This is a genomic window from Terrisporobacter vanillatitrophus (genome assembly GCF_051148895.1).
Lineage (GTDB): Bacteria > Bacillota > Clostridia > Peptostreptococcales > Peptostreptococcaceae > Terrisporobacter > Terrisporobacter vanillatitrophus.
Map to the genome: position 1 here is coordinate 2,357,967 of NZ_CP154625.1, position 25,803 is coordinate 2,383,769.

Annotated in this window: 30 protein-coding genes and 1 pseudogene; 7 read left to right on the forward strand and 24 right to left on the reverse strand. The window is 27.7% G+C overall.

All coding sequences use genetic code 11. The features are described 5' to 3' along the window. Positions 1 to 28: 28 nt before the first annotated feature. From TVTCOM_RS11785 to TVTCOM_RS11805, 5 genes and pseudogenes are all read right to left on the reverse strand, one after another. Positions 29 to 1,425 (reverse strand): annotated as a pseudogene (locus TVTCOM_RS11785) (IS3 family transposase). 79 nt (positions 1,426 to 1,504) lie between these two features. Beyond that, positions 1,505 to 1,720, reverse strand: a complete 216-nt coding sequence (locus TVTCOM_RS11790; protein WP_434796475.1) for a PF20097 family protein — start codon at positions 1,718 to 1,720, stop codon at positions 1,505 to 1,507. A 429-nt stretch (positions 1,721 to 2,149) separates the two neighbouring features. Continuing rightward, positions 2,150 to 3,049 (reverse strand): arginase, encoded by a 900-nt coding sequence (rocF, locus tag TVTCOM_RS11795; protein ID WP_434796476.1) that lies wholly within the window; start codon positions 3,047 to 3,049, stop codon positions 2,150 to 2,152. A gap of 438 nt (positions 3,050 to 3,487) precedes the next feature. Further along, complete coding sequence (locus TVTCOM_RS11800) at positions 3,488 to 6,895, reverse strand: FtsX-like permease family protein (protein ID WP_434796477.1); 3,408 nt, start codon at positions 6,893 to 6,895, stop codon at positions 3,488 to 3,490. 10 nt (positions 6,896 to 6,905) lie between these two features. Continuing rightward, positions 6,906 to 7,607 (reverse strand): ABC transporter ATP-binding protein, encoded by a 702-nt coding sequence (locus tag TVTCOM_RS11805; RefSeq protein WP_434796478.1) that lies wholly within the window; start codon positions 7,605 to 7,607, stop codon positions 6,906 to 6,908. A gap of 307 nt (positions 7,608 to 7,914) precedes the next feature. On the opposite strand from TVTCOM_RS11805, the gene TVTCOM_RS11810 reads away from it, so the two are divergent. After that, entirely contained in the window at positions 7,915 to 8,466 is a 552-nt protein-coding gene (locus TVTCOM_RS11810) for a TetR/AcrR family transcriptional regulator (protein ID WP_434796479.1), read from the forward strand. A 76-nt stretch (positions 8,467 to 8,542) separates the two neighbouring features. Here TVTCOM_RS11810 and TVTCOM_RS11815 read toward each other — a convergent pair whose 3' ends face one another. Next, the gene (locus TVTCOM_RS11815; RefSeq protein WP_434796480.1) at positions 8,543 to 9,220 is read right to left on the reverse strand and encodes a TIGR00266 family protein; all 678 of its coding nucleotides are present in this window, start codon (positions 9,218 to 9,220) and stop codon (positions 8,543 to 8,545) included. A 186-nt stretch (positions 9,221 to 9,406) separates the two neighbouring features. On the opposite strand from TVTCOM_RS11815, the gene TVTCOM_RS11820 reads away from it, so the two are divergent. Next, a complete protein-coding gene (locus TVTCOM_RS11820; protein ID WP_434796481.1) occupies positions 9,407 to 10,003 on the forward strand; it encodes a helix-turn-helix domain-containing protein in 597 nt (198 codons plus the stop codon). 46 nt (positions 10,004 to 10,049) lie between these two features. On the opposite strand, the gene TVTCOM_RS11825 is transcribed toward TVTCOM_RS11820, so the two are convergent. The 6 genes from TVTCOM_RS11825 to TVTCOM_RS11850 all read right to left on the reverse strand — a co-directional run bounded on the left by TVTCOM_RS11825 (position 10,050) and on the right by TVTCOM_RS11850 (position 12,357). Next, entirely contained in the window at positions 10,050 to 10,394 is a 345-nt protein-coding gene (locus TVTCOM_RS11825) for a rhodanese-like domain-containing protein (protein WP_434796482.1), read from the reverse strand. A 20-nt stretch (positions 10,395 to 10,414) separates the two neighbouring features. Then, positions 10,415 to 10,780 carry a C-GCAxxG-C-C family (seleno)protein gene (locus TVTCOM_RS11830; protein ID WP_434796483.1) on the reverse strand — a complete coding sequence of 122 codons (366 nt, stop codon included), beginning with the start codon at positions 10,778 to 10,780 and terminating at the stop codon, positions 10,415 to 10,417. Between the two features lie 89 nt (positions 10,781 to 10,869). After that, positions 10,870 to 11,385, reverse strand: coding sequence for a hypothetical protein (locus tag TVTCOM_RS11835; protein ID WP_434796484.1), 516 nt, complete (start codon positions 11,383 to 11,385; stop codon positions 10,870 to 10,872). A gap of 30 nt (positions 11,386 to 11,415) precedes the next feature. Further along, entirely contained in the window at positions 11,416 to 11,631 is a 216-nt protein-coding gene (locus TVTCOM_RS11840) for a helix-turn-helix domain-containing protein (RefSeq protein WP_434796485.1), read from the reverse strand. 12 nt (positions 11,632 to 11,643) lie between these two features. Then, complete coding sequence (locus TVTCOM_RS11845) at positions 11,644 to 12,129, reverse strand: DUF2975 domain-containing protein (protein WP_434796486.1); 486 nt, start codon at positions 12,127 to 12,129, stop codon at positions 11,644 to 11,646. 15 nt (positions 12,130 to 12,144) lie between these two features. After that, positions 12,145 to 12,357: a DUF3955 domain-containing protein gene (locus tag TVTCOM_RS11850; protein WP_434796487.1), complete on the reverse strand. Its 213-nt coding sequence runs from the start codon at positions 12,355 to 12,357 to the stop codon at positions 12,145 to 12,147. 244 nt (positions 12,358 to 12,601) lie between these two features. Between TVTCOM_RS11850 and TVTCOM_RS11855 the strand changes: the two genes are divergently transcribed. Further along, on the forward strand, positions 12,602 to 13,420 hold the full coding sequence (locus TVTCOM_RS11855) for a hypothetical protein (protein ID WP_434796488.1): 819 nt from the start codon (positions 12,602 to 12,604) through the stop codon (positions 13,418 to 13,420). A gap of 57 nt (positions 13,421 to 13,477) precedes the next feature. Here TVTCOM_RS11855 and TVTCOM_RS11860 read toward each other — a convergent pair whose 3' ends face one another. Next, entirely contained in the window at positions 13,478 to 14,848 is a 1,371-nt protein-coding gene (locus TVTCOM_RS11860; RefSeq protein WP_434796489.1) for a cation:dicarboxylate symporter family transporter, read from the reverse strand. A 127-nt stretch (positions 14,849 to 14,975) separates the two neighbouring features. After that, positions 14,976 to 15,386, reverse strand: a complete 411-nt coding sequence (locus TVTCOM_RS11865) for a hypothetical protein (RefSeq protein ID WP_434796490.1) — start codon at positions 15,384 to 15,386, stop codon at positions 14,976 to 14,978. 260 nt (positions 15,387 to 15,646) lie between these two features. On the opposite strand from TVTCOM_RS11865, the gene TVTCOM_RS11870 reads away from it, so the two are divergent. Next, the gene (locus TVTCOM_RS11870) at positions 15,647 to 16,546 is read left to right on the forward strand and encodes a cation diffusion facilitator family transporter (protein ID WP_434796491.1); all 900 of its coding nucleotides are present in this window, start codon (positions 15,647 to 15,649) and stop codon (positions 16,544 to 16,546) included. A gap of 39 nt (positions 16,547 to 16,585) precedes the next feature. Here the strand turns inward: TVTCOM_RS11870 and TVTCOM_RS11875 are convergent, their stop codons facing one another. The 5 genes from TVTCOM_RS11875 to cysK all read right to left on the reverse strand — a co-directional run bounded on the left by TVTCOM_RS11875 (position 16,586) and on the right by cysK (position 19,789). Then, a complete protein-coding gene (locus tag TVTCOM_RS11875) occupies positions 16,586 to 17,119 on the reverse strand; it encodes a flavodoxin domain-containing protein (protein ID WP_434796492.1) in 534 nt (177 codons plus the stop codon). Positions 17,120 to 17,131: 12 nt separating this feature from the next. After that, complete coding sequence (locus tag TVTCOM_RS11880) at positions 17,132 to 17,506, reverse strand: FMN-binding protein (protein ID WP_434796493.1); 375 nt, start codon at positions 17,504 to 17,506, stop codon at positions 17,132 to 17,134. 31 nt (positions 17,507 to 17,537) lie between these two features. Beyond that, positions 17,538 to 18,161 carry a TetR/AcrR family transcriptional regulator gene (locus TVTCOM_RS11885; protein ID WP_434796494.1) on the reverse strand — a complete coding sequence of 208 codons (624 nt, stop codon included), beginning with the start codon at positions 18,159 to 18,161 and terminating at the stop codon, positions 17,538 to 17,540. Between the two features lie 155 nt (positions 18,162 to 18,316). Then, a complete protein-coding gene (epsC, locus tag TVTCOM_RS11890; RefSeq protein WP_434796495.1) occupies positions 18,317 to 18,880 on the reverse strand; it encodes a serine O-acetyltransferase EpsC in 564 nt (187 codons plus the stop codon). A 12-nt stretch (positions 18,881 to 18,892) separates the two neighbouring features. After that, positions 18,893 to 19,789, reverse strand: coding sequence for a cysteine synthase A (cysK, locus tag TVTCOM_RS11895; protein ID WP_434796496.1), 897 nt, complete (start codon positions 19,787 to 19,789; stop codon positions 18,893 to 18,895). Positions 19,790 to 20,003: 214 nt separating this feature from the next. Here cysK and TVTCOM_RS11900 point away from each other — a divergent pair, with 214 nt between their 5' ends. Then, positions 20,004 to 20,615 carry a helix-turn-helix domain-containing protein gene (locus TVTCOM_RS11900; protein WP_434796497.1) on the forward strand — a complete coding sequence of 204 codons (612 nt, stop codon included), beginning with the start codon at positions 20,004 to 20,006 and terminating at the stop codon, positions 20,613 to 20,615. Between the two features lie 79 nt (positions 20,616 to 20,694). Here TVTCOM_RS11900 and TVTCOM_RS11905 read toward each other — a convergent pair whose 3' ends face one another. Together TVTCOM_RS11905 and TVTCOM_RS11910 are read right to left on the reverse strand one after the other, a co-directional pair. Beyond that, complete coding sequence (locus TVTCOM_RS11905; RefSeq protein ID WP_434796498.1) at positions 20,695 to 21,009, reverse strand: nitroreductase family protein; 315 nt, start codon at positions 21,007 to 21,009, stop codon at positions 20,695 to 20,697. 103 nt (positions 21,010 to 21,112) lie between these two features. Beyond that, on the reverse strand, positions 21,113 to 21,241 hold the full coding sequence (locus TVTCOM_RS11910; RefSeq protein WP_434799737.1) for a hypothetical protein: 129 nt from the start codon (positions 21,239 to 21,241) through the stop codon (positions 21,113 to 21,115). Between the two features lie 179 nt (positions 21,242 to 21,420). On the opposite strand from TVTCOM_RS11910, the gene TVTCOM_RS11915 reads away from it, so the two are divergent. Both TVTCOM_RS11915 and TVTCOM_RS11920 read left to right on the forward strand, forming a co-directional pair. Next, a complete protein-coding gene (locus TVTCOM_RS11915; protein ID WP_434796499.1) occupies positions 21,421 to 22,098 on the forward strand; it encodes a hydrolase in 678 nt (225 codons plus the stop codon). Positions 22,099 to 22,270: 172 nt separating this feature from the next. Then, a complete protein-coding gene (locus tag TVTCOM_RS11920; protein ID WP_434799738.1) occupies positions 22,271 to 23,509 on the forward strand; it encodes an IS256 family transposase in 1,239 nt (412 codons plus the stop codon). A 60-nt stretch (positions 23,510 to 23,569) separates the two neighbouring features. Here the strand turns inward: TVTCOM_RS11920 and TVTCOM_RS11925 are convergent, their stop codons facing one another. The 3 genes from TVTCOM_RS11925 to TVTCOM_RS11935 form a co-directional block, all read right to left on the reverse strand. Next, complete coding sequence (locus TVTCOM_RS11925) at positions 23,570 to 24,061, reverse strand: flavin reductase family protein (RefSeq protein WP_434796500.1); 492 nt, start codon at positions 24,059 to 24,061, stop codon at positions 23,570 to 23,572. A 180-nt stretch (positions 24,062 to 24,241) separates the two neighbouring features. Further along, the gene (locus TVTCOM_RS11930) at positions 24,242 to 25,099 is read right to left on the reverse strand and encodes an AraC family transcriptional regulator (protein ID WP_434796501.1); all 858 of its coding nucleotides are present in this window, start codon (positions 25,097 to 25,099) and stop codon (positions 24,242 to 24,244) included. A gap of 356 nt (positions 25,100 to 25,455) precedes the next feature. Further along, a complete protein-coding gene (locus tag TVTCOM_RS11935; RefSeq protein ID WP_018592666.1) occupies positions 25,456 to 25,770 on the reverse strand; it encodes a pyrimidine/purine nucleoside phosphorylase in 315 nt (104 codons plus the stop codon). Between the last annotated feature and the right edge of the window lie 33 nt (positions 25,771 to 25,803).

Here is a 25,803-nt window from a genome sequence, read left to right on the forward strand (position 1 = left end):
ATGATTTTTCATTCCTGTATTTTTGATTTTATGCAATCTTAGATTCATATTCAACTCTATAATTAACAGGACTAAGCCAATTTAATTTTTCTTTAATTCTTTTGTTGTTGTAATAATAAATATATTCTTTTATAGCTAATTCTAACTCGTTGAAAGTTTTGTATATTTTTCCATAATACATTTCTTGTTTTATTATTCCAAAGAAATTTTCCATAGGAGAATTATCAAGACATGTGCCTTTTCTGGACATACTTTGAAATATTTTATTCTTATTTAGTTTTTTTGTATATACGTTCATTTGATATGCCCAGCCTTGATCAGAATGAAAAGTTCTTCTATAAGGGCAATCATTTGTAATATTTATTGCTTTTTCTAAAGCATCATTTATTGACTTGAAGTTAGGTCTATCAGATATACTGAAAGATAAAACTTCTCCATTAAACATATCTAAGAATGGATCAAGGTATAATTTCTTTATTTTTAATTTTCCATCATTATCAGTAGTGTATATTTTAAATTCTGATGTATCAGTTGTTATTTTTTGATGAGGAATTGATGTTTTAAACCTTCTCTTTATTTTATTATCAGCGATATTCCCAACTATTCCTCTATATGAGTTATATTTACGTGATTTATGAGAAAATGCTACGCATTTAAGTCCTAACTTTTTCATAATACGTCTTACTTTCTTTTGATTAATGACTATACTACAATCTCTTAGTGTAGCTGTAATTCGGCGATAGCCATATCTACCATTATGTTCATTAAAAACAGTATTTATTTTTTCTTCAATGTCTTTATCCGGATTTTCACTATCAAATCTTTTTTGCCAACACATATATGTTGATTTAGGAAACTTAGTAGCTTCAAGGATAATAGATAATTTGAATTTTTTACGAAGTTCATAAATTATTTTTGCTTCGTATTGGTTTTTAACCTTTCTGGAACATTCATCCCTGAAGCACGTAGCTTTTTTAGAAAGGCAAGCTCCGCTTTTAAAAGTTCATTTTCACGTTCTAATTCTTGTTCCCTTGTTAAGTTTCTTTCTTTATTATTTTTTTTATTCATCGGTGGTTTTCCTTTCATTTTACTCAATGCATTTATACCACCATTTAAATACTTTAGTTTCCACGTTGTAACAAGTGAAATGTTATTAACTCCAAAATGGTTAGCTACTTCTCGTGCACTGGATTTAGTTGTTATCATATAGTTTATAACATCCAATTTAAATTGTACAGTATATGAAGTATGCGTATTTTTTCTTCTTAGACCATCGATACCAAAGGTATTATATGCATTAACCCACTGTTCAACTTGTGAATGAGAAGGCATTCCGTATTGTTTGGCTAAGGATATATATCCTCCTTCTCTATTTAAATAAGATTTAACAACCTTTAATTTAAAATTATAATCATATTTTGCCATATAAAACACCCCAATCATTAGATTTTGGTCCAACAATTGGGGTGCAGTACATAAAGTGCTATTTTTTATATTATCAATCTTATAATTGTTTAGGTACTTCTATTGTTATTTTTTTACACTCACTACAATAATATCCTTCTACTTTTGAGTCCATCCACTCTAAAATTTTAATTCCTTTTACAAAAGTTGATAAAATTACACCCTTGTCTTTTTCCTTTGGAATCCATTTAACTGTATCTCTTCCTCCACGTATAACTCCCAATACCATTTCATTATTGCAATATGGACATTTCATATATATTCTCCTCTTTATTATATTTTTAGTTATAATATATTGCATAAATATTTTTTATTTCTTATCCATATGATATATTTATCTCATTAAATTTTAATCTCTCTTCAAGCTACTATTTTAAATTTATTGATCATTAGAATTTTTATCTAATATCCAGGTCAGCTGAATAATAGCGTTCATGACAACGTTTATTTTTTTCATCCCAAAAACTATCTATTATTTCTAATGGATATTCTATATTAATATCTAGTTGCCTTTCTTATTTCAATTATTTAATTTCTTTTATAAGTAAATTATACATTAAAAACAAAATTTTCTGCTACAATATAATATATTTACTAGAATTGAAAGTAAAAAAGCTGTAGCTAAGTTTTTTTATACAAACCTGCCACAGCCCCACTTATTTTATCAAATAACTAATTCTTTACACTAGAGAAGTTGGCCGAAATACTCTAATAAATCCTTACAAATTTTTAAAGTATTATCATTTATATCTAATCTTGGATTAAATTCGACAAAATCCATTGACTTAGCAATCCCTGTTTCCATAAGACGTTTTAAAATATATTTAGTATCTTCTACTGTATATCCTCCAGTAACTCTAGTTCCTGTGCCTTCCACTATGGATTTATCCATAAAGTCTATATCAAGACTTATATGAAGACCATCAATATTTTGTTCTTTACATTTTTTTATTATATCATCAACTACATCTTCTAATCCTATTTTATCTATTACCTTTTTATCATAAAGATTTACTTTAGAATTATCTAGTAAATCTCGCTCTCCCTTATCTATATCTCTTCCACCTATGTGGAATACGTTTTTCTCTTCTATTTTAATACCATCATAATATAAATTAACTAATCTAGGATCTCCATAACCACATAAACAAGCTAAAGGCATTCCATGAAAATTCTTACTTGGTGATGTTGCTGATGTATTAAAATCCCCATGAGCATCAATCCATACAATACCTAAGTTTTTTGAGTGTTTGCTAGCACCTGTTATACTTCCAAGTCCTATTCCATGATCTCCTCCTAATATTAATGTGAAATTACTATTATCCATTGCTTCATCTACTGCTTTAGATAATTTTAAACTTAAATCATATATACTTTCAAAATATTTAATATCTTTTTCATTTTTAAACTTATCTGATTCCATCACTTCTTTTACATCAATATCTCCAAGATCTGTAACTTCTATTTTTTCGGTATCTTTTATTAAATCAATAACCTTTGCATTTCTTAATTTTTCTGGTGAATGATGTGTTCCATTATTGTCACATCCATAATAAGTTGGCACCCCTATTATACTTAGTTTCATAATACCTCCTCTAATTGATGCTCCTTGGTATAAATCTAAATCTTTATTAAATTTAAACAACAAGCAACTTATTAGCTACCTCATAGATAATATTATATAATATTATCTATAGTATAATTTATTTGTTTTATATAATATTAATTGAACTCTTATTTTTTTAATCTAAAATAACTAATATACCTAAAGAAATGTAGATATTTTTGGCAAAGATATTTCTTTTATAAGTTAATTAATATATTGAAAATAACAAAACTAAACATATAACAAAATCTAATACTATTATCTTATACTCTTTTTTTTTAATGATACTATATAAGTGATTACACTAAAAATTACCACGCCTAACAATAAAAATATATTACTAAACATACTTCTTATAAAAATTTATGACAAAAAAATAAGGTAGGTTAAAGTACCCACCTTATTTTTTAATAGCTCTTATTCCACTGATTTAAGTGCATCAATCATATTTATATTTTTTAATTTTTTATGCATCATCACCATAACAAGTAGAGCAAAAATCATTGTAATCACTCCAGATATTATATAACTACTTATATCCACCCTTGGTATCATCATCATGTTGTCCATTTCTGCCGTACTTACTAAAAATACATATAAAAGTTTACCTAAAACAGAACCTGCGAGTATTCCAAGTATTGTAAGTATTATATTTTCCCTAAATATATACATATCGACTTCATTATCATAGAAACCTAATACTTTTATAGTAGAAATTTCTCTAATACGCTCTGATACGTTTATATTTATTAAATTGTATAATACAACGAAGGCTAAACTTCCTGAAGCGACTATTATTACTATCATAACTAATCCTAAGTCTGCTGCTTCACTCATGCTTTTCATTTTAGATGCAAGAGTTACATTTACAACTTTTCTATTATTCATAAGTATTGATGATAATTCATTTTCATCATAATTTTTAGAATTAAATTTTAATAATTGTGCATTATACGATACTTGTTTTTTAAATATATTCTTATAATATGATGGTGATAAATAAATATAATGACCAGTGTAATTTTCTACTATATTATCTACTTTTACTTTGTGATCATTATTATTTGAGTCTGTTAAAGTTACATAATCTCCCACAGACACGTTTAAAAGTTTGGCTAACTTTTCATTTATGATAGCCCCATCATTACTTAGTTTGTACTCTGTCCCACTAGCTCTATCATTTAACAAAACAAAGTTATTTAATTTATCTGTACTTTGTGGAACATACATCATTGCACTTTGTTTGCTCATATTTTTTTTGCTAAAAGTAACTGATTCTTGATAAATATTTAAATCATCTTCATAATTTTGTAGATTGTTTAAATATTTATCATATTCTTCATCTTCCTTCTTTGTACTATTATCATCAAATACAACCATTGCATCATATTTTATTAGCTTACCAAATTGTAAATCTGATAAAGAAGAGTTTGATTTTTCAAGAGATATACCTGCCACAAGCATGGCCATACATCCTGATATTCCAAACACAGTCATAAACATTCTTCGTTTATATCTGAAAAGATTTCTAAAAGTTACTTTTTGATTAAAGTTAAGTCTTCTCCATATAGGTGTAATTCTCTCTAGTAATATTTTTTTACCCAGCTTTGGTGCTTTTGTTCTCATTAAGTTAGAAGGATTCTCTCTTAATTCCTCTTTTAAAACAATAAATGCGGCTCCCACTGTGCAAAGTAAAGAGGCTACTAAAGATTGAATTATATATGATGGATAGAAGTTTATTATAACTTTAGGCAAAGTAAAGCTAGATGAATAAGCTATATTAACTATTAATGGTAATGCGCTACTTCCTGCTACTACGCCAACTATAGCTCCTGCTAAGCTGGCAATTGAAGCATAAACTATATATTTTCTAGCTATTTCTAAATCTCTATAACCTAGAGCTTTTAAAGTTCCAATTTCTATTCTGTTTTCTTCTACCATTCTTGTCATAGTAGTTAAGCATATTAGAGCTGCTACTAAGAAGAAAAATACAGGAAATACTGATGCTATTTTGTCTAAACTATCAATTGACCCTTTGTAAGTTGAGTAGCCTGAGTTATCATTTCTATCAAAGAAATAATATTTACTATCATCAAGTTCATTTAATTTTTCTTTTTCTTCATCTATTTCTTTTCTAGCATCTACTAGCTTTTCTTTATTTTGTTCAATTTCCTTTTCTCCATCAAGAAGTTTTTTTTCAGAGTCATAAATTTCTTTTTTTGCTTTGTTTAATTCTGATTGACCTTGCTTTTTACCTTCCTCAAGTTCCTTTTTTCCTTTTTCTATTTCTTTTTTTCCTTTGTTTAATTCCTCACTAGCTTCTTTTAGTTTGATTTTTCCCTCAATTATCTTATTACTTTCTTTTTCATAAGTTTTTACACCTTCTTGATACTGAGTTATTCCACTAACTAAATTTTTTAGTTTAGATTTATTTTCAGTTACATTTTTACTAGCACTTTCTATGTTTTGTGAAAGACTAAGCGCTAAAGAAATATTTGATGGATCTTTTTCTAAAGCATTTACTAAATTGCTTAATTTGTTTAATCCTAAATTAGGATTTGATATAATCATTTTCCAATACTGAATTTTTTCACTTGGAATTTCATTATTTCCGTTTAAATTATTTATACTTTCTTTTATATCTTTAGATAGTGCATTGTATGTTGAAAGCAAAGTATTTAAATTTGATATTTGATTTTCATATTCTTTAGTATCTTTAGTAGGATCAATTCCTTGACTTAAAAATATTTGTTTTGACTCTTCTAACTGAGTCTTAGCACTTTCAAGTTGCTTTTCACCTTGCAATAAAATTTCTTTTTGCTTATCAAGTTCTGCTTGACCTTTTTTTAATTTATCTTCACTATCGCTTAATAATTTTTCATTATGTTTTATTTCATGTTGAAACTGTGCTAAAGCCTTCTCATATTCTGCTTTACCATCTAAAAGTTGCATTTTCCCATTGTCTATTTCCGTCTGAGCATCTTCAAGCTTCTTTTCGTTTTCTTCTATTTCTTTATATGCTTTATCAAATTCTTTTTGTGCGTCTGATTTAACTTCATCAATTCTTTCTACCCCTCTATGTGAGTATAAATTTTCAAGATATTTATTATTATCTTCCATTATATTTTTGTACTCATCATCATATGCTCCAAGGTTTTCTGTATTTTTAAACCTTACATAAATTTCACTGTAAGCATCCATGGTTATATCAGAACTATTTATCAGCGCAAAATAGTCTATACTTCCCTTTCCTACAGTAGTTGTTCCCCTAGACATATTATCTATGTACATGGGATTTTGGATAAATCCAACAATCTTAAAAGTTTTCTTTTTAAAATAACTTTCTGTATCTTTGTCTGATTTTATAACATATCTATCACCTATTTCTAGATTTTCATCTATTTTCAATGCATTCACATCTATGGCAATTTCCCCACTTTTTTGTGGAAGCCTTCCTTCAGTGACAACTGGTGTATTCATTTTATCAGCGCTACTTGCATTATACTCCATAAATTTAACCACATCATTTGTATTAGTTAAATTTACATCCACACTGTGTGTTGAATAGTAATAAAGAATTTTATCATTATTTTCTAGTAACTTTGAATCATTTTCATTAAGTCCAATAGTTGATACTATCTTACTATCCATTAGATTTTCTTTTGCAAAATATTCATTAATTGATTCTTTTAAGTCTGGCCCACAGGATTTTATTCCAGCATAAAATGCAACACCTAAGAAAATTATTGCCATTATGGAAATAAATCTACCTTTTGAAGATAGTATTTCTCTTTTTATTGATTTTTTATATGCTCTATTTTTCATATATAATCCTCTACCATTCAATAGATTCAACAGAAACAGGCTGTTCATTTATTTGTACATTTTGAACTTTTGCATCTTTAATATTTATAACTCTATTGGCAATTGGTGCAAGGGCTGCGTTGTGAGTTATAACTATTACAGTTGTGCCCATTTTTTTGCATGTATCTTGTAAAGTTTTTAAAATTTGTTTACCTGTTTTATAATCCAGGGCTCCAGTTGGTTCATCACACAGAAGCAACTTAGGATTTTTTGCTATTGCTCTAGCTATGGATACCCTTTGTTGTTCTCCTCCTGATAATTGACTTGGGAAGTTATCTTTTCTATGACCAAGGCCAACAATATCCAAAGTTTTGTCCACGTCTAAAGCATTTTTAGAAATTTGCGTTGCCAGTTCCACATTTTCTCTTGCAGTTAAATTTTGAACTAAGTTATAAAACTGAAATACAAATCCCACATCATATCTTCTGTAATTTATTAGATCTTTATTACTAAACTTAGAGATATCAACATTGTCAATAATTATGTTTCCTTCATCACAAGTATCCATTCCTCCAAGAATATTCAGTACGGTTGTTTTTCCAGCACCACTTGGTCCTAAAATAATTACAAACTCTCCCTTTTCTATAGAAAAATTGATACCATTATTAGCAACAACAGTGTTTTCTCCAATTTTGTATCTTTTATACTCGTCGATTATTTGTATATATGACATTTCTTCCCCCCATCATTTTGCTTTGCTTACTCACTGTTATTAAATAGACACTCTGTTTGGTTAATGCTATAATATATAAGTATAAATAATATGTAAACTAGTTACAATAATCACATGATATCATATTGTTATTAAATAAACATCAAAGCTTTTTTTGTTCATTTAATAACTTGTAATTTAAAATTGTAATTGTAAAAATTGGCTAGGCTCGTTTCGCCAACGAGATGACTTAGTTACCACTTTAAGTCTCTGTGTGGACACCATGAAATTTCAGGTAGCCACCTTGTTCAAAGGAAGGATGGAATATATGGCTGGTGTTAAAGGAAATAGAAGGATTTTATATACTAAGAAAATAATTAAAGAGAGTTTGCTTGATTTACTTGAAAATAAAAAAATCCACCAAATCACCGTTACAGATATATGTAAAAATGCCAACATTAATAGAGGCACTTTCTACACTCATTATAAGGATGCTTATGATTTATTACAATCAATGGAAGATGAATTTTTTAATCAAATATTAGAATATATAGAGAAAACTCCACTTGGAGACTATAAAGATGTTTTATTACTTAATGCTCTTAAACTTATTAAGGAAAATAAAGAATTGTGCAAAATATTATTTTGTCATCATATAGAAAATAATATTATGGATCGTATTTTTTTGTTGGCAAGTAAAGCTGAAATTGACAAACTTATAAGTTCTTCAAAGGTTGACAATGTATTTTTAGATTACTTTATTAAATATAATGTAGGGGGAATTTTTTCCGTTGTTCAAACATGGCTAGAAAATGATTTAAATGAATCTCCAGAAGAAATAGTAACTATTATAAACAATATTGTTGCTTTTCATCCATAACATTATAATTTAATTTCTCCATAATAATTGGGTATATCTTTTGATATACCCAATTATTATAAAATCTATTATTTTGTTAGTTTGAACTTGTTGGTATATAAGAACCCACTCTAAGAGCAAATTCATTCATATTCATAGTTTGAAGAACTACCTTACCTGGCCCTGTAAGCTTAGTTAAAAATAAACCTTCACCACCAAATAATATATTTCCAATACCTTTTACAAGTTCTACTTCATATCTAACACTATCTTCAAATCCCACTAGATTTCCTGTATCTATTTTTATAACTTCTCCTGGAGCTAAATTCATTTCTATAGCATCACCATCTATTTCTAAAAATGCAGTTCCTCTACCTCTTAGCTCTTGTAATATAAATCCTTCACCGCCAAAGAATCCTGTTCCCATCTTTTTATTAAAAATAGTCTTTAGTTCTACTGAAGACTCAGCAGCAAGAAAAGCTCCTTTTTGTATAGTAAAGCGGCCTTCACTTACATTTATAGGTATTATACTTCCTGGAACAGTTGAAGCAAAAGCTATTCTAGCATCTTGCATTGCAGTATATGTTGCCATAAACATTGATTCTCCTGCAAACATTCTTCCTATACCTTTTAGTAACCCACCTTTTGTATTTGTGTCCATTTTTATTCCTTCAGTTTGGTAAAACATACCTCCACTTTGTGTGAACATGGACTCACCTCCTGATAAACTTACTTCAACACTTGGTACTACTTTTCCTATAATCTCATAATTCATTAAAATTCCCCCTAAAATTCTGTTCAAAAATTATTATATTCATAACTATAACACAATTTTTTTATATCTTCATCTCTATTTATACGGAAATTTGTTAAATATATTAAATAAAGTAATAACTCTACGGAAAGTTGATTGAAAATATTATACTTAGAGTTTATTCTTATATATATGGAGGTGATATATATGAACTGCGAAAAAGTAGGAAGCCTAATATTAAAACTTAGAAAAGAAAAAAACATGACTCAAAAACAAGTAGCTGATTTATTAAATATCAGTGATAAAACTGTTTCAAAATGGGAACGAGGTCTAGGCTGTCCTGATGTGTCAATACTTACAGATCTATCAAAAATATTTGATATTAATATAGAAAAAATATTGTTAGGAGATTTAACACCTAATGATATGGATGGAGGAAATATGAAAAGAATTAAATTTTACGTTTGCCCAAGTTGTGGCAATATAATAAGTACAACAGGCGAAGGTGAAATATCTTGTTGTGGTAGAAAATTAAAATTTGAGGCATCAAAAACAATTGATAATGACCATGAAATAACTGTAGAAGAAATTGAAAATGATTATTACATTACTATAAATCATGAAATGACTAAAGAACATTATATTTCATTTGTAGCTTATGTAACTTATGATAGAGTACTTTTAATAAAACTATATCCAGAACAAAGTCCAACGGTAAGATTCCCAAAACTTTGTGGAAAGCTTGAAAGAGGAAAGCTTTACATTTATTGCAATAAACATGGATTGTTAATGAATGGAAAATAATTATAAATATTAAAAAGACCATCTATTTAGATGGTCTTTTTAATATTTAATTTTCAGTTAGCCTACCCTTATATGAAGATATTCCTCCACTTAAGTTGTAAACTTTAGTAAATCCATTTTTAGATAAAATATCACAGGCTCTTGCACTTCTTCCTCCAGAAACACAATACACAACTATTTCACTGTCTTTATATGAATTTAAAGTTGATAATTTTGATGAAAGTGTATCAACAGGTATATTCCTAGCATTTGGAATATGTCCACCTTTATACTCTCCTGAACTTCTCACATCTAAAATTAATATATTGTTACTACTCATCATCTTTTGCAGCTGGGATCCAGTTATAGTAGCATAACCTCTTTTTCTAAATAGTCCTAAAAATAACCCCATAACATCTCATCCTCCATATTTTATGCATCTTTTAAAACTTCTTTTAATGCATTATATGAAAAATCTATTATTTCGCTACAATTCACCTTATTTTTCTTCAAATTTGCACAAATTTCTGTATTGTATTCTTCTCTTACTTTGTTCATTATTTTTTTTGAATATTTTCTAGCTTCATTTGGAGTAGAATTATCTTCTCTACCTTTTATATAACCTGCTACTAAAACAGCTGCATTGACTGCTCCACATAGACTACCTACTGTTATCCCAGTTCCCATTCCACTTCCTAGTGCAACAGGTATATCTGTTTTAAACTCTTCGTTATATGATTTTATTAATGCTTCTGCACAAGTATATCCTTGACTATGATAAATTGATAGTTTTGTCATTTTTTGTCTCCTTCATATTTTCAATTTAATTATACATATATTGTATCACTATTTTAGTTTTTTTCTGTGACTTTGTCACAAATAATATATTATTCCATATAATTATAGTCTAATCTGAAAAACATAATTTTATTGTCATGCATCCAAAACTCCAAAGAAGTTTTATTTTTTCTATCCACATAGCCTAAAATATTAATTCCTTGTTCTACCCTTTTATAATAATTTTTTCCATAGAATTTTATTATTTTATACTTGTCATCACCAATTTTTATATCTTTATTACTTGATATATTTTTATCATTTACAATAAATCTTGTAATTTTATCATCATATCTTTCTGTTGTCACTTCTATTTCTTCATTTAAATAATAATAATTATATTCATCATTATCTTGGCTAAGTTTGTTTATATATCCATACTTAGACCTCATATTGTCACTATTAATACTTTCACCTAAATATATGCCATTGATATTTTCTTTTGATAAATCTGTAGACTGACATAAAAAATGATGATAAGATCTTGAAAAGCTTAAATGGAACAATGATACAAACATAAATAACAAAACTAAAAGTGCTAATAACATTTTAAATATTTTCTTCATAATAAACTCCTCAAAAACTTTATATTCCACTTAATCCTCATCATCTTCCACATATTCCAAAATATCTCCAGGCTGACAATCTAGTGCTTTACATATTTCATTTAATGTGGAAAATCTCACAGCCCTTGCCTTATTATTTTTCAATATTGATAAGTTAGCCATGGTAATTCCCAGTTTTTTAGAAAGCTCAGTAGCACTCATTTTTCTCTTTGCCATCATTACATCTAAATTTACAATTATAGCCATTTACCTTCCTCCTTAAATAGTTCTATCATTTTCATCCTTAATGTCTATAGTCATTTCAAATAGCTTAGATGAAACAAGAGCAAAAACTCCTATGGCAAGTGATAAAAATGAAACTATTACACAAGGTAAAATAGTAAGTGCGTAAAAATATATGTTAAATACAAAGTAAAAAATTATATTCATTAAGTTAAAAAGAATGACCTCACTAAATGAGCAGTACGCAATACTATTTATTAACTTTGGTATACTCTCAGAAAAAGGATTTTTACTTGTTATATGAGAACATAATTTTTTCAAATTAAACAATGCAATTACATAAGGTGTTGCACAGATGTAGATACTAACAGTCATGACTGTTATATATTTTGATTCAATATTTATGGATGCACTTTTACTCAGTGCTCCCAAAATGAAAGGTAAACCTGCCAACATAATTAATGTTAAGATTATACCCACCGAAACTATAATATTTAAAATCTTAGAATAATTATTTTTCATTTTGTATTACCTCCTTTAGTTATGTTTTTTTAATTTATACATATCTTTAACCTTTACAACTACTGCACTTATTATTGAAGTAAATAAGAATAAATATGCTATTGGAATTAAAAAGAATGGTTCCTGTAAAGTTCCATCTTCTAAAACTTTGCTTCCTATTAAGTTGTAATATACTATACACAATAAAGTCATTAATAAACATAATAATGTAATTTTGTATTTTTTCATTTTATTCTCTCCTTTTTTATTTTCTCTAATTATATTAATATATTTTTTATAAAAACGCAATAAATATTTATTGTTTTTCAATAAATATTTATTGATAAAGAGTTATATTGTTGATATCCAATGCCACTAATATTTCAAATTAAAATAAATAAAATATTTAGAAAGTTGCTATAATATAAGTTTTTAACTACAATTTATGTAATTAACTTTGTGCAATTATACTTAATTATTAATGGGAGGTACCATGAAGAAAATACTATTTGTAACTGACTTATATTACAATGCTAAAGGTAGAAATTACTATGAAGAAGATCTCTTCCTTACTTCTGTACTTAGAGAAGATTTCAAATTAGTTATTTGTAATCCAAAAGATATAAATGATTTTAGCGAAGATTTCGATTTAATCTTATTTAGAAATACAGGCCCTGCTGCCAATTTTGAAGAAGAATATAAAATATTTAGAAATAAAATAAAAACTAATAATTTGCTTACTTATAATTCTTTTGATGGTCATGGAGATATGAACGGGAAAAATTATTTGATGGAGCTTACAAATAAAAATATGCCTGTTATTAAAACTATTAATAATATTAATGACTTTCATAAACTACCAAATGTTGAGAATTACATAATAAAACCCATAGATGGTGCTGATTCTATAGGTTTAGAATTTTTAAGCAAGAAAGAAATATATAAAAAAATTAATCCAAATAATTACAATATTTTAATTCAACCATTCATAGATTTTCAGTATGAAGTATCTTTTTATTATATAGATAGAAAATTCCAGTATGCTCTTTATGCTCCAAATAAAGAAAAAAGATGGCAAATGGAAGAGTATACACCTACAAGTGAAGATTTTGATTTTTGTAATATTTTATTAAATTGGAATAATTTAAGTCATGGAATTCAAAGAATTGATGCTTGTAGAGATGAGAATGGTAATTTACTTCTTGTAGAAATGGAAGATTTAAATCCTTACTTATCTTTGTTAGATATTTCTCCAATTTCAAGAGATAAGTTTATTTATTCATTAAAAGAATCTTTATGTAATCTTTTATAATAAAAATAGCAACTATTTTACATATCTAAAATAGTTGCTATTTTATTCTTTATTTAATTAAGCTACTTGTGCATCTTTTTTTTCATTAGACTTTAATGACTTGTCCACAGCAACAGCTGTTGTCATTGCACCATTAACATTTAACATTGTTCTTCCCATATCAAGAATTGGGTCTATAGCTAATATTGCTCCAATCATTGGGAAATAAGCACCCATTCCCATTCCTGAAATTACTACAGATACTGACATTGTTGCAGTACCTGGTATTCCTGCAATACCTAATGAACTTATTGTTACAACTATTATTAACATTGCATAGAAGGCAAAGTTCATCTCTACTCCAGCCATATTGGCAAGCATTATACTAACTAATGCTGGATATACTCCTGCACATCCATTCATACCCATATTTGCCCCTAAACTAGTTACAAAGCTGGCAGTTCCTGAATTTATCTTCATATTTTCAGTTAAAGCATCTATAGTAACTGGTAGTGTTCCTAAACTTGAACGAGATACGAAAGCAAGAGTTAATGCTTTTGACGCATTTTTAATATAAGTTATTGGATTCATTCCACTTAAAGTAATTATTATTAAATGAACTACAAACATAATCGCAACACTTATATATAATGCCAATATAAAATCAACCACATCTAGAAGTGACTTAACACCATTACTTGCTATAGTACTTGCCATCATTGGTACTACTGCATATGGCATAAGTTTTATCACTGTTATTGCAATTGAAACTATAATTTTATAGAAAGCTTCCACCAAGTTTATAAATGGCTTAATTATATCTAAGTATTTTTTTCTAAGTCTTCTTATAGCTAGACCTATAAATGCTGCGAAAATTACTACTGCCACTGTATTACCCTCAGCCATAGCCTTCATTGGATTAGAAGGTAATAAAGCTCTTATAGTATCTGGCAATGAAGTTATTTCTCTAATTTCTTCACTAGCGTTTACTACTTGTAAAGAAGATCCTAAATTAAATAGGTTTCCAATTATTACAGCAATAATAGCTGCTATTGCAGTTGTAGCAAAAAACATTCCCATAGATTTAAATGTCAGTTTACCTACGCTCTCTTCTTCCATATTCATTATAACTTTTATTATTGAAACTAAAACTAAAGGTATTACTATCATTTTTAATAAGTCCATAAATCCATTACCAAACAGTCCATACCATGTACTTACTTCACTTATCCATGTAACTGAGGCAACATCCTTTGGAAATTTAGCTAATGCTTGGATTACTACTCCAAGGCCAATCCCTATAAATATTGAAATTATCATTAGCTTTGTAAATTCAAACTTCTTGCTTAACTTACGAATTATAAAAAATAATCCTACTAGTACAATAACCATTAACAAACTAGTTATATTAGTTATCATTAAAAATTGCGATAAAAATGTATTACTCATATTATCCTCCCAAATATTTATTATCAAATTGATAATTTAGATTATATCATTATCATTTTGATAATACAATACATTTTTATAAAAAAATGAAGTATTTCTAAAAAACTTTGAGATACTTCTTTTAAAATTAACTTCTCTTTATAAAATCTACATTACACTTTGGACAGTGAATAGAAATCTTACCTTTCCCCTTAGGTACTCTCACTTTTTGATTACAAGAAGGGCATTTGAAAAATGCATAAGATTTCTTTTGTTCCTTAATTCTCTTTTGTTTATTCAGTGATAACTTCACTTTATTACGGAAATTTAAATATGCTGTTCTTTCTAAATATCTTTTATTAAAATTCTTAGAAAACATTCTAAAGTATATAAATACCACCATAATTAAAGCTAAAATATAAAATATGTCGCCAAAGAAACTTACTTTACCACTTAATAAAGATATTATTAAACTTACAAACACTAACTTTAACAGAAATTGATTCAATTCATCATTTCCGTATCTTCCATACATAAATTTAATTAATTTTTCTTTCATTCTTAATCTCCCTTGAAATTTAATTTTTAGTGTAAAAATTTTAACATATATAATAGGTTTTAACAACTTATTTCCATATTAACAAAAATATCCTTACAACAATCATATTTAGGGTATTTATTAATTATATTTATCTTGCTAAAACAAATTTCATTATCAATTGATAATCCAATCCAACAATATTTTCTTGACATAATCACATTTTGACATTAATATAATATTATTAAATGAGAATATAAATTTAAACGAGGGGAATTAATATGAGTAATAGTAGATATGAAGAAGCAACAAAAGTCACATTAATATCCATTATGTGGAATGTGATTTTAACATTTATAAAAATCTTAGGAGGTATACTAGGAAAATCAAATGCCATGATTGCAGATGGTCTTCACTCTGCATCAGATATAATCAGCTCAATAGGAGTTTTAATAGGTAATAAAATTGCAAAAACACCAAATGATAAAGAGCACAATTATGGACATGAAAAAGCAGAAACTTTAGTGTCTTTTTTATTGTCCATATTACTTATAGGTGTAGCACTAAAAATAAGTTTAAATGGGTTGAATTCATTACTTCACTTGAAAGATGTACAGGTGCCTACATTTTTACCACTAATTATTTCTGTAATTTCCATAGTAATTAAAGAATATCAATACACAATTACTATAAAAGTTGCAAAGAAAATAAATTCACCTTCACTAAAAGCAGATGCATGGCATCATAGGTCAGATGCTCTATCTTCTGTGGCTGCATTTATTGGTATAGGTGGTTCTTTACTTGGATTCAAAGCCCTAGATCCTATTGCTACAGTAATTGTTGGTTTATTTGTTGCAAAAGTTGGATTAGATATTTTTAAAGATGCAATAAATGAATTAATGGATTATTCCATAGATGAAAAAGATGAATCGCAAATCATTACAATTGCAAATTGCACAGACGGTGTTTTAAATATTGGAGAACTTAGAACAAGAAAACACGGTTCAGTTGCTTATGTGGACTTAACTATTTGTGTAAATAAGGATTTAACAGTCCTACAAGGACATGAAATTGCAAATAAACTTGAAATATCAATTCTAGAAGAATTGCAAGTTGTAAAAGGTATAACTGTTCACGTTGAACCTTGCATAAACTGCGACGATTATAATTGTTGTGTTTAATATAAAAACTCAGCTTAAATTATTTAAGCTGAGTTTTTATTATTGTAAATTTATTTCTTTGACTGATTTAATTATTGGTTTTATATTTTCTTTATCTGTAAAATCAACAGGTGTTACATAAGCATCCAACATGCCTTTTGTATTTTCATCTATTTCTTCTTCTTTTTGTTTTTTCAATATTCTTTTAAACATGTTCATCATCAATTTATCTGCTATAGTTAAATTATTATAATTAAAAGCACCTCTTAAATAAAATTGTTTTATATTATCTATATCTTTAAAATTGTTTTTCTTTACCTCTTCATAAATTTTGTCATCCATAATAGATAGACCTACATAAAATACTATGAGATTTTTACTCCTAAATTTATCAATATCTTTATAAATATTTTTAAAGCCTTTTATAGTCCCTGCATGTAGCCAACCACCAAAAATAATATTATCATAGTTTAATAAATCTACTGTGCTTATATCACCTATTTTTGATACTCTACAATCTAGTTCTTTTCCTATCCATTTTGCATATTTCTCCGTACTACCATACCTCGATTCATAAACAACTATACTTTTCATATTAATTACCTCCTATTTATTTAGTGCATTTTCCACAGATTTTAAATATGCTTTTGATGATACTGTTGCACCACTTATAACATCTACATTTACGTTTTGTTTTTCTATTATTTTTTCCGACAATTCACTACTTACATCTGGAGTTAGTGGTTGTGACAATACTTTAATATTTTCTATTTTTTTATTCTTTACACTAACTTCTACTTCACTAGTCCATCTGTCCTTAGAATATTTTCCTACATAAGTTCCATCCTCCAATTTGCTTATATCTACACTATTTATTTCAACCGTTTTCCCTTCTTTGATTCCTCTTGTCATTATAAAAAGTCCGCTCACAATTATAACTAAAAGTACACATAAAAATATTTTAGTTTTTTTGAATCTCATTTGTATCCCCCTTTATAATTTAATTTTAAATTTATTTTCCATAGTTTTTAAATAATCCGTAAATCATAAAATCCACATATTCATCTATTAATTTGTTTATAAATTCTTTATCTTGATTATTTGATAACACCATATTTGATATAAATCCATTTATTGATATCCAAGAGAAAAATGAATATTTTTCTGTGTCAACATGGCGTAATAATCCCTCTTCTAAATATGTATCATATTTTTTTTTAGTCTCTTTTATTTTTAAACTGTTTTTTTCTTCTTCCGTAAAATCAAATTTTACTTTTTTAATTATATCAATATTATTTAGCATTATTGCTCTGTATTCTTCTGGGCTTTCTAAGACTAGATTAATGTATGTTTTGAATAAATTTTTAATATTATTCTCTTCATTAGAATCATTCAATTTTAAATTACTCATGGTATGAATTAGTTCTGATGACTTTTCTTTCCATATTGATAATACTATGTCTGCTTTATTTTCATAATAGTTATATATTAAAGAAGGGGAATAATCTATCTTACTTGCTATTTTACGAATTGATAATTTTGAATATCCTTCCTCTATTATTATTTTACTAGCTGCTTTATGTATTTCTTTTTTAATTTTTTCTTTTTCAATCTTACGTCTCTCTTGTATTCTCATTGTTCCTCCTTGCAAACTTTATTAATAATTTATATCGTGTTTACTTAATGAACACTGTTCATATTATTAATAATATTACATTTTACATGATTTACCACAAAAACAATTCGACAATTTCTTTACAAATAAAAAAAAGAGGTCTTAGCCTCTCTCTTTTATATAAAATATATAACGTTATCGATTTCTTCATCTCTATGACATGTGTTATATTTGATTTTTGCAGGAATTCCCACAGCCGTACTATTTGATGGCATATCTCTTAAAACAACTGAATTAGCTCCTATTTTACAATGATCCCCTATATTAACTGGCCCTAATATTTTTGCTCCAGAACCAACTACAATATCATCACCTAAAGTAGGATGTCTTTTAAATTCTTTTTCATTTCCTGTGGCACCTATAGTAGCTCCTTGATATATAGTAACTCTATCTCCGATTATGGATGTTTCTCCTATAACTACTCCGCTTCCATGGTCTATAAGTGTTCCCATGCCTATTTGTGCCCCTGGATGAATTTCTATTCCAGTTAAAAATCTACTAAATTGAGATATTAATCTAGCAATAAAAAATCTTTTTTTACTATAAAAGAAGTGTGATATTCTATACATTATAAGAGAGTGGACGGAGGGATACAACAAAAATACTTCTATCTTACTTCTAGCTGCTGGATCATTTTCCATTATAAAATTTATATCTGCTTTTGTATGCTTGAAAAGCATACTTTCACCCCCTTAAAAAATCCCCATAGACATATATTTATCAGCTCCATCTGGAGCAACAGTTACGATTTTTTTATTAGGATATTTTTTAGAAAGTTCTATGGCAGCAAAAACATTTGCACCAGAAGATATTCCTACTAAAATTCCCAACTTATTTGCAAAAAATCTAACCATTTCAAAAGCATCTTCTTCACTTACTGTAATTACCTCATCTACTATATCTTTATCGTAGTTTTTAGGTATAAAGTTTGCACCTATTCCTTGAATTTTATGTGGTCCTGCTTTTTTCTCCGTAATAAGTGGTGATGCTTCTGGTTCTATACCTATTACTTCTACACTTTCATTTTTTTCTTTTAAGAATTTTCCTGCTCCACTTATAGTTCCACCAGAACCTATTCCTGCTATAATAACATTTACATCTGGCACTTCTTTGTATATTTCTGGTCCTGTAGTATCATAGTGAACTTTTGGATTATCTTCATTTTCAAATTGGCCAAGACTTACATAATTATCATTTTCTTTCAATAATTCTTGAAGCTTTTCTATCGTACCATTCATTCCTTTTGAACCTTCTGTCAAAATAAGTTCTGCTCCAAAAGCTTTTACTAACTGTCTTCTTTCTATACTCATAGTCTCTGGCATTATAATCACAACTTTATATCCTTTTAAATTACCTGCCATAGCAAGAGCTATTCCTGTATTTCCACTAGTAGCTTCTACTAACACACTACCTTCTTTTAAAACCCCTCTTTTTTCTGCTCCTTCAATCATGGATAGCGCAATTCTATCTTTTATACTTCCTCCTGGATTGTATTTTTCTAACTTTACATAAACGTTTTTATATCCTATTTTATCTAAAGAAATAATTGGTGTGTTTCCTATTAATTCTAATGCATCTTTGTATATCATTTTATTTCCTCCCAACATTCAAATTATCAAAATGATAATATTATTGTAGCATCATTATTTTGATAACACAAGTGTTTTTATTATCATTTTGATATTTTTTATTTCTTTAAAATTTACCTTCTTTACAATATAAAATTGATAAAAATTAATAATAATATGGTATACTTAAATAAACCACATTTTTTTAGAATAAATTATGTTGGGAGGTTAAATTTTGAAATTAATTGATATAAAAAATTATATACAAAGCGTTTGCCAAAATATTTCAACTGTACTTGACGTGGATGTTACTGTAGTATCAAAAGATTTAATAAGAATAGCCGGCACAGGAATTTTCAAAGACAAAATTGACGAAAAAATATCTGATAAATCTGCTTATTCTAAGGTATTAATATCTGGAGAATCTTATATTATTAATCGAGAGGTTGAACATAGTTGTAAGAATTGTATCCATAGCGAAGATTGCAAAGAATTAGCTGATATTTGCACTCCAATAAAACTTGGTAATCACAATATAGGAATACTTGGTATAGCCGCTTTCACTGAGGATCAAAAAAATAAAATTTTATCTAAAGATCAAGAATTATGTGAGTTTATTAGTAGTATGTCAAACTTAATTTCTTATAAATTAGATGAATTATACAAAGAAGAAATTAGAACTGTTGAAGAGTTAGAAAAAGAAGAAATTGAAAAAGCAATAAAAAGATACGGAAATAACACTCAAGAAATGAAACAAGTTGCAAAGGCATTAAACATCGGAATAGCAACTCTTTATAGAAAAGTGAAAAAATACAATATTAATGCTGAAGCTGAAGAAGAAGAATAAAAAACAGTAGATTTGCTAAATGCAAATCTACTGTTTTTTAACAATCTAAATTTTTTTCTACATAAGGTAAATTTATTATTTAATCAATGAATGTTACAACATCTTCTAAAGGTTTACGAGGTGGTTTAGATGGAGTATTCTCTTCTGCCACTCCTATTGAAACCATTGACATTAATTCATAACCTTCTTTATTAAATCCTATAAGATTTTCTATTTCAGTTTTAGCATGAGTTGGACCTGTCATATAACAACTTCCATATCCCATTTCAGTTGCAGTAAGTAATATGTTTTCCACTGCAGCTCCTATACCTTGTTCTCCTGCTCTAGGTGATACTAATACATCAAGAAGCTCTTGTGGAGCATTATTTTCTTTTAATATTTTATATTCTATCATATTCACAAGCATAAACTTAAATAACTACTGGAGCATTTTTAAAAGAAGTGTAGTACTTAAGTACACTCATATGCTTCTTAAAATCTTTTTCATTCTTAGCAAGTTAACCTATATTCTCATGACTTTTAGTTACTATATCCGCCATTTCATTTATTATATCTCTATTTTCTAGTACTACAAAATGCCAGTTTTGTTGATGTTTTGGTGATGGAGCTTCAGTTCCTGCTTTAATTAATTCTTATTCAAAATGATTACATACAGTAGTTTATTATATGTCAAATAATTTAGTATTTTATTTATAATAATCGTCAATAAATCTTAATCTACATAGAAATCAATCTCATTGGAGATATTAAAAAAGAAATTATAATTTTTATTAAAATACCTTTTTTTGAATTGGAGGTTTATTATATGAAGGAGATGCCAACAGCCATTGATGGGACTCTTCGAAAATCTTTTCTTCGTGTGCCAGAAGTTATTAGAGAATGTAGTGGAATTAATGTCTTTGGAAAAAGAATTAAATCTTTAGTATATACAACAGATTTAGCTATAATTAGAAATGTAAATGCAGACGCCATTTTAGCAGTATATCCATTTACCCCTCAACCAATAATTACTCAAGCTCTACTTTTAGCTTCTGATGTCCCCGTTTTTACAGGGGTTGGAGGTGGGCTTACAAACGGACTTCGTTCTGTTATGCTTGGTACAAATGCTGAAATACAAGGTGCTATAGGAGTCGTTGTAAATGCTCCCACATCTAATGAAACACTTAAAAGTTTATCTGACGCACTAGATATTCCTGTGGTTGTTAGTGTCATAAGTGAGGATTGCGATGTAGAAGGAAGAATAAATGCAGGAGCAAGCATATTAAACGTTTCTGCATCAAAAGATACTCCAGAAATAGTTGCAAAAATAAGAAAAGAATATCCAAAATTTCCCATTATAGCAACAGGTGGACCTACAGATGAGACTATTAAAGAAACAATAAAAGCTGGTGCCAATGCTATAACTTGGACACCACCTACAGTTCCTCACCTTTTCAAAGGTGTAATGAACTCTTATAGAATTAATATAGAGCATCATAACTAAAAGTAAAGTAAGAAAAAGCAGTGATACTCACTGCTTTTTCTTACTTTTTATAAGCTTTTAGGGAATGTAAAATGAAGTGTGTAAGTTGACAAAGTTGTCAGCTTATGCACTTTTTTGTTTATAGAGTGTGATACCATTAAAGAAAGGAACTAAAAAAATGAGGTATGATACTATGATTAGAAAAAAACAAAGTTCTAAGAAAAATGAACTAGTAAATGCAATACTTGAACAATATCAACCTGAAACGGTTGAAGATATGCAAAATGCTCTTAAAGATATTTTTGTACCAATGTTTGAAGCGATGCTTCAAGGCGAAATGGATAGCCACTTAGGCTATGAAAATAATAATCATAATCCAAAAAATACAACTAATCGTAGAAATGGTTATTCACAAAAAACTGTAAAAACTACTAATGGTAGTGTTTCTATTAATGTGCCTCGTGAACGCGAAGCGACATTTGAACCACAGTTAATTCCAAAACGTTGCAAAGATGTTTCTGGAATTGAAGATAAAGTACTGTCTATGTATGCTAAAGGAATGAGCCAACGTGATATTTCAGATACTATAGAAGATATTTATGGATTTGAAATATCTCATGAAACTATATCTCAAATCACCGATAGCGTACTTGAACATCTTGAAGAATGGCAAAATAGACCTTTAAAAAAATTATATACCTTCTTATTTATTGACTGCCTGTATGTTACTATTCGTAAGGATTACGAAGTTAAAAACTGCGCAATTTATACAATTTTAGGATATGATATTGATGGTGTAAAAGATATCCTAGGGCTGTGGATCAACGAAACTGAAAGTAAGCATACGTGGATGCAAATATTTGATGAATTAAAAACTCGTGGCGTAGAAGATATTTTATTTATCTGTATGGATGGGGTTAGCGGTTTAGAAGATGGGGCTAAATCTATATTTAAGAATGCTGTTGTTCAAAGATGTATAGTTCACCTAATCAGAAATTCTCTAAAATATGTTCCTAGTAAAGAATACAAAGCATTTACATCTCATTTAAAGAAAATTTATGGTGCTCCTAGTTTAAAAGCAGCTATCGCTGAATTTGAAAGATTCCAGCAAGTATGGTCTAAATATCCTGGAGCTATAGATGTATGGAAGAGAAACTTTTTACATATTGAACAATTATTTAATTACGGAAGTGCAGTAAGAAAAATAATGTATACTACAAATGCTGTTGAAAGTATTAATTCAAGTTTTAGAAAAGTAACTAAAAAGGGAGCTTTTCCTAATGAAAATGCCTTACTAAAATTACTTTATCTTAGGATAACTGAACTTTATAAAAAGTGGAATAATCGTCCAATTTCAAATTGGGCTCTTGTCAGAAATCAATTAGATATGGATGAAAATTTAAAAGAAAGAGTTAAAAAATATCAATATTAAAAAATCAGGTAGATAAATTTCATCTACCTGACTTATAAAATAAAAACTACTTACACACTTTTATTGACAAACCCCTTTTACTATTTCACCATAGTATAAATAATGATAATCTTCTTTAGGATAATTCTTTTTTAACTCTTCTGGAAATTTATCTTTATCTATAAGATCAACATATTTTATCTCACATTCATAGTACATGTTACAATTATCTACAACTGGTGAATTAACAACTTGACTTGAAATAAATTTAATTTTACCTTCTTTTTCTTTATCTATATCTCTTCCTGACTTTGTTCCACAAATAGTTAATGCTTCTTTAAAGTCATCACTATATGGAATACTTATAGTATAATCTTTAGCATCTTTTATTAATTCTTGTGTATATCTTTGCGGTCTAACCATAGCAACAAAAAATGGTCTATTCCAGCTATATCCTACATATGCCCAAGCAATTGTCATTGTATTTATTGTGTTTTCATTTTTTACTGTAAGAAAAGCTCCTCTTTTAATTAGGTTATCCATTGCTATTCCCAAATCTTCATAAAAATTCATTGTAAATTACCCCCTTTCTATTAAATATAGATCTATTAGAAATTATATTCTACTTTTTGTATTATCATCTTTTTGATTTTTTAAATATTCTATCACAATTAGACATATTTACCTACTTAATATAAGTTTGTTATATTAAGATCTGTTATATTTTGTTATATTTCGTATTTTATTATATGTTTACTCTTGCTTTTCTTTTATTGGTACCCATACTTCAAATACTGAGTCTAATGGATTTGCATTAAGATATAATTCTATATCAGGTTCATTTGCATATTCATAGGAAGAAGATGGCAGCCATTCGGTTATTGCCCTTTTTTCAATTTCTTGTATAGCCTCTGGCATTTTACCTTTCCCAGGAAATACAGCCCATGTACAAGGTTGAATTATATACTCATACATACCTTCTTTTATCTCCTTATTTGTCTCAACTCCAATATAATATTCCCATTTATCCATAATATCCATACAGGCACTAACTCCAAGTACCCCTTTACTATTTTCATCCATAAGTGATATAACTTCATTCAACTTATTATTTTGTGATACTTCACTCCAAAATTTAGGCACTTCTTTAAAATTATCTTCAATATTTTTACTCATTTCTTTTTTTAAACCTACTATTCTTATCTCATCTCTTTTTATTACTTGATATTGCATATCTTTCACTCCTTTTATAGTAATTTTAAAACTTATTGGAGGATATGCCTTTAGAACGGTTCCTTCTTTACTCGCCACAGATGGGGAAACACTATGGATCTTTTGAAATGCTCTATTAAAAGATGTAGGGCTTTCATATCCATATTTATAAGATACATCTACAAACTTGTTTCCTTTTTGTAAATCAAATGCAGCTAGGGTCATTTTTCTTTGTCGTATGTATTCTGAAAGAGGAATACCTGCAATATATGAAAACATTCTTTGAAAATGATAAGTACTACAACATGCTATTTTTGCTGCTTCATTATAATCTATATTTCCCTGTAAATTATCTTCAATATATTTTATACATTCATTTAATTTATCTAACCATTCCATTAACATATCTCCTTTTATTAATATTATATTTAAGTAAAAATATAATTACCTCTCATTTCATGTACAATAATGAGAGGCTTATATGTATGTCACTCTTTATTCAATTCTATGTCTATGCACCATATCCTTTAGTATCATAAAATATTACATTTTACTACAAATTCAAATTAATAATCACAGCAAACTGCTAATCTTTCTATAAAAAAACATACTTTTACATAATTATAGAAGTAATTTTTATGAGACTATAAGCAATATACAAAACTAATCTAAGTATATTCAATATTTATAATCACATAAATTATTAAATAAAAAGGTGTAATGAGATTACAAATAAATCTCGTTACACCTTTTTATTACTTATCTTTATAAGAACAACAATAATCTCCGTAAGTTTTAACTCTTACTTCAAAAGCTGATTTTTCAGGAACTATGAAGCTATCTCCTTCTTTATAAGTTCTAAACTCACTTTCACCAGGTAAACAAATATCCATTTCTCCACCTATAACTTCCATTAATTCTTCAACACCAGTATTGAATACATATTCTCCTGGCATCATAAATCCTAATGTTTTTCTTTCTCCATTTTCAAAATACACAGTTCTACTAGTTACTTTTCCATCAAAATATACTGTAGCTTTTTTTACAACTTTCACATTATTAAATTCCATAATCTTCTCCCTCATTATTTATATTAATATAAT